At 62.8% G+C, this 4,274-nt stretch carries 5 protein-coding genes; all 5 read left to right on the forward strand.

Features of this window, described 5'->3' with window-relative positions; genetic code table 11:
• Positions 1 to 189 precede the first annotated feature (189 nt).
• The 5 genes from rplJ (at position 190) to V6M39_RS00275 (ending at position 4,253) form a co-directional block, all read left to right on the forward strand.
• On the forward strand, positions 190 to 876 hold the full coding sequence (gene rplJ / locus V6M39_RS00255) for a 50S ribosomal protein L10 (protein WP_332641656.1): 687 nt from the start codon (positions 190 to 192) through the stop codon (positions 874 to 876).
• A gap of 53 nt (positions 877 to 929) precedes the next feature.
• Positions 930 to 1,322, forward strand: a complete 393-nt coding sequence (rplL, locus tag V6M39_RS00260) for a 50S ribosomal protein L7/L12 (protein WP_332641657.1) — start codon at positions 930 to 932, stop codon at positions 1,320 to 1,322.
• Between the two features lie 312 nt (positions 1,323 to 1,634).
• The gene (locus V6M39_RS00265; RefSeq protein WP_332641658.1) at positions 1,635 to 2,594 is read left to right on the forward strand and encodes an ABC transporter ATP-binding protein; all 960 of its coding nucleotides are present in this window, start codon (positions 1,635 to 1,637) and stop codon (positions 2,592 to 2,594) included.
• Positions 2,595 to 2,628: 34 nt separating this feature from the next.
• Positions 2,629 to 3,405: an MlaE family ABC transporter permease gene (locus V6M39_RS00270; protein WP_332641659.1), complete on the forward strand. Its 777-nt coding sequence runs from the start codon at positions 2,629 to 2,631 to the stop codon at positions 3,403 to 3,405.
• A gap of 2 nt (positions 3,406 to 3,407) precedes the next feature.
• Positions 3,408 to 4,253 carry an MlaE family ABC transporter permease gene (locus tag V6M39_RS00275; protein ID WP_442880632.1) on the forward strand — a complete coding sequence of 282 codons (846 nt, stop codon included), beginning with the start codon at positions 3,408 to 3,410 and terminating at the stop codon, positions 4,251 to 4,253.
• Positions 4,254 to 4,274: the final 21 nt, after the last annotated feature.

Consider the following 4,274-nt stretch of genomic DNA (forward strand, 5'->3'; position numbering starts at 1 on the left):
ACTACCGAAGACCGCAGGTTGGTGACTCGCAAGAGTTGCTCGAAGTGCCCGAAGGGGCGGCCAGCGCAGGTTGCGAATCGCAGTTAACTCAGCGTCCCGTGCCTTGCGCCGGGACGTTTTTTCGTGTCGGTTCCATGCCAGTCATGGGGTCGCAGTCCTCGTACGACCACTGGTGCTGGAAGGAGACACATGGCAAACCCGGAGAAGACAGCCGCCGTAGCCGAGCTCGCGACAAGCTTTCGCGAGTCGAACGGTGCCGTACTGACCGAGTACCGCGGTCTCACCGTGAAGCAGCTGCAGGAATTGCGGCGCACTCTCGGAGAGAACGTCAGCTATGCCGTCGCCAAGAACACGCTGACCAAGATTGCCGCCAAGGATGCGGGAGTAGACCTCGACACGAGCCTGCTCACCGGTCCCACGGCAATCGCCTTCATCACCGGTGACCCGGTGCTGGCGGCAAAGGGTCTGCGCGACTTCGCGAAGGAAAACAAGCCCCTCATCATCAAGGGTGGCTTCCTCGACGGGAAGTCCATCACTGCTGCTGAGATCAACAAGCTGGCCGACCTCGAGTCGCGTGAGGTTCTCCTCGCCAAGCTCGCAGGTGGCATGAAGGCCAGCCTGTCGAACGCCGCATCGCTGTTCAACGCCCCGCTGTCGCAGGCTGCCCGAGTTCTCGGTGCCCTGCAGGCGAAGGCTGCCAGCGATCCGTCGATCCTGGCTGCAGGCGAAGCGCCTGCCGCCCCCGCTGCCGAGGCCCCCGTGGCCGACGAAGCACCTGCCGAAGAGGCCCCCGTGGCCGAAGCGGCACCCGAAGCCGAGGCACCCGCTGAGGCCGCAGTCGAGGCGTCTACTGACGCCGAGGCAACCGAGGGCTGAAAGCCCGATTCACATCGGGACCCCCTCGGGGTCTCCAACGAAAGGACGCCACCATGGCGAAGCTCAGCACCGGCGACCTGCTGGATGCATTCAAGGAAATGACCCTCATCGAGCTCTCTGAGTTCGTGAAGGAATTCGAAGACACCTTCGACGTCACCGCGGCCGCTCCGGCTGCCGTGGCCGCTGCCCCGGCTGCTGCCGGTGGAGCTGCTGCTGGTGACGCTGCAGGCGACCAGGATGAGTTCGATGTCATCCTCGAAGCCGCTGGTGACAAGAAGATCCAGGTCATCAAGGAAGTTCGTACGATCACCGGCCTCGGTCTCAAGGAGGCCAAGGACCTCGTCGAGGGCGCACCGAAGCCTGTCGTCGAGAAGGCCAACAAGGAATCGGCTGACAAGGCCAAGGAGGCCCTCGAGGCCGCCGGCGCCACCGTCACTGTCAAGTGACGTTCAGCTAAACCCACGCAAAGGGCGTCCCCTCTTCGGAGGGGGCGCCCCTTTGTCATTTCCAGCGGAGTGTCGTGTCCGGACGACTGAGTTGTCCAAAACGGGAGGTTTGGGGTGTCGCCAAAAGTCACTCTGAGTTACCTTGGGCAGGCTGCTCGGCTACCGGGCAGTAACGAGCAGTTCATCCGAGGTCGCTTACTCGTAACCTCGCGTGCAATTCCTCGTTAGGCAGTGTGTCTCAGATCACCGATCTAAGATGAACCAGTTCTCGTCGGACAGGCCGGCGAACCACGTGTACGAGGAGGGCCGTCCGTGGGCGTTGAAGTCGTCGTCGAAGGCTTGACCAAGAAGTTCGGTAACCAGACCATCTGGGCAGACGTTTCACTGACGCTTCCGGCGGGTGAGATCTCCGTGATGCTGGGCCCGTCGGGCACCGGCAAGTCCGTCTTCCTGAAGACGCTGATCGGACTCCTCAAGCCCAACGCTGGCCACGTGTTCATCGAGGGCACGGACATCGCCAACTGCTCGGAGAAGGATCTCTACGAGATCCGCAAGCTCTTCGGCGTGCTGTTCCAGGACGGCGCGATGTTCGGCTCCATGGACCTCTACGACAATGTTGCGTTCCCACTGCGCGAGCACACCCGCAAGTCTGAGTCCGAGATCCGCACCATCGTCATGGACAAGATGGAGCTCACGGGTCTGATCGGCGCGGAGAACAAGCTTCCCGGTGAGATCTCAGGCGGTATGCGCAAGCGCGCCGGACTCGCACGTGCGCTCGTCCTCGATCCCGAGATCCTGCTGATCGATGAGCCTGACTCCGGTCTCGACCCGGTCCGTACCTCCTACATCAACCAGCTCTTCATCGACCTGAACGCGCAGATCGACGCGACGTTCCTGATCGTGACCCACGACGTCAACACAGCTCGTACCGTGCCTGACAACATCGGTCTGCTCTACCACCGCCACCTGGCGATGTTCGGTCCGCGCGAAATGCTGCTGACCTCGGACGAGCCGGTCGTTGCTCAGTTCCTCAATGCTCAGACCGTGGGACCGATCGGCATGTCCGAGGAGAAGGACGCCGACGAGTTGGCCTCGGAGAAGGGCATCGAGATGCCGCCCCTCCCGCCTGTTCCGCTGCAGCTCGAGCCGTCGGACGGTCGTCCACGTCGTGCGCAGCGCGAGGCTGGCGCCTGGTGCCGCGAGAACGGTGTGACAGCACCCGCTGGCTCCTTCGGCGCAAAGGTGCCGTTGCGTGCCGGCGGTGCTGCGTGACGGACCACCATCGTTCGAAAGCTGAGGTGACGGTGTGAGTACGACCGTCATCGCCGGCCCCGCAAGGGTCGCCGGCAACCTTTTCGCCTTCACGCTCGACGTGGTTGTTGCGCTGTTCCGGCGACCGTTCCAGCTGAAGGAATTTCTCCTGCAGGCATGGTTCATCGTTCGAGTGACGATCGTCCCCACAGCTTTCGTCTCGATCCCCTTCGGCGCGGTCATCGCGTTGCAGGTCGGCGGCTTGATCAAGCAGTTCGGCGCTCAGTCATTCACCGGCTCCGCCGCAGTCCTCGCCGTCGTACGTGAAGCGGGCCCCATCGCGTGTGCCCTGCTGATCGCCGGCGCTGCTGGCTCAGCCATTGCCGCGGACTTCGGCGCCCGCCGCATTCGCGAGGAGCTCGACGCGATGATGGTTCTCGGCATCGACCCGATCCAGCGACTCGTGGTTCCTCGCGTTCTCGCCTGCATGCTCGTCGCAGTGTTCCTCAACGGAATCGTTACGGTGGTCGGCGTTGCCGGCGGCTATGTCTTCAACGTCGTCCTGCAGGACGGCACCCCCGGCGCCTATCTGGCGTCCTTCACTGCGCTCGCGCAGCTGCCTGACATGTATCAAGGCATGATCAAGGCCCTCATCTTCGGCTTCATCGCCGCGATCGTCGCGTCCTACAAGGGAATGAACGCCAAGGGCGGCCCCAAGGGCGTCGGTGACGCGGTCAACGAAGCAGTCGTCATCACCTTCACGTTGCTATTCATCGTCAACTTCTTCATCTCGGCGATCTACATCCAACTCGTCCCTCCGAAGGGGATGTGACGATGACTGACAAGACAGCTCTGTCCGCAGTCGCGGCCGTTCCGGGCAAGATCAGCTCAGGGATCGACGACCTCGGTCGTCAGATGCTCTTCTACATCCGAGTCATCAAGTCGGTGCCTCGTACGATCGCCAACTACGGCAAGGAGATCATCCGACTCCTCGCCGAGGTCGCGCTCGGATCCGGCTCCCTCGCCGTCATCGGCGGCACGGTCGGCGTCATCACCGCGATGTGCTTCTTCACCGGTACCGAAGTCGGAATCCAGGGCTACGCAGCGCTCGACCAGCTCGGTACTGCCGCGCTCACCGGATTCGTCTCCGCCTACTTCAACACCCGCGAGATCGCCCCGATCGTCGCCGGTATCGCGCTCGCCGCGACCGTCGGCTGTGGCTTCACGGCCCAGCTCGGAGCCATGCGCATCAGCGAAGAAGTTGACGCCCTCGAGGTCATGGCGATCCCGTCGCTGCCATTCCTGGTGACGACGCGAGTCATCGCCGGACTCATTGCTGTCGTCCCGCTCTACATCGTCGGCCTCTTGTCGTCCTATTTTGCGACGAGGCTGACCATCACCCAGATCAACGGGCAAAGTGCGGGTACATACGACCACTACTTCACGACGTTCTTGCCACCGCAAGACGTCTTATGGTCATTCGCGAAGGTGCTGATCTTTGCCGTCGTCGTGATCATGATCCACTGCTACTACGGCTACTACGCCAGCGGCGGACCCGCAGGTGTGGGCGTTGCCGTGGGCCTCGCCGTCCGTACGTCGATCGTTGCGATCAACGTTGTCGACCTGCTCGCCTCGATGGCGATCTGGGGCACCAACGTGACCGTCAGATTGGCGGGCTGACCCATGGCTCGTACACCCGTG

Origin of the sequence: Aeromicrobium sp., from assembly GCF_036675695.1 — a bacterium.
In the GTDB taxonomy this organism is placed as follows: Bacteria; Actinomycetota; Actinomycetes; order Propionibacteriales; family Nocardioidaceae; genus Aeromicrobium.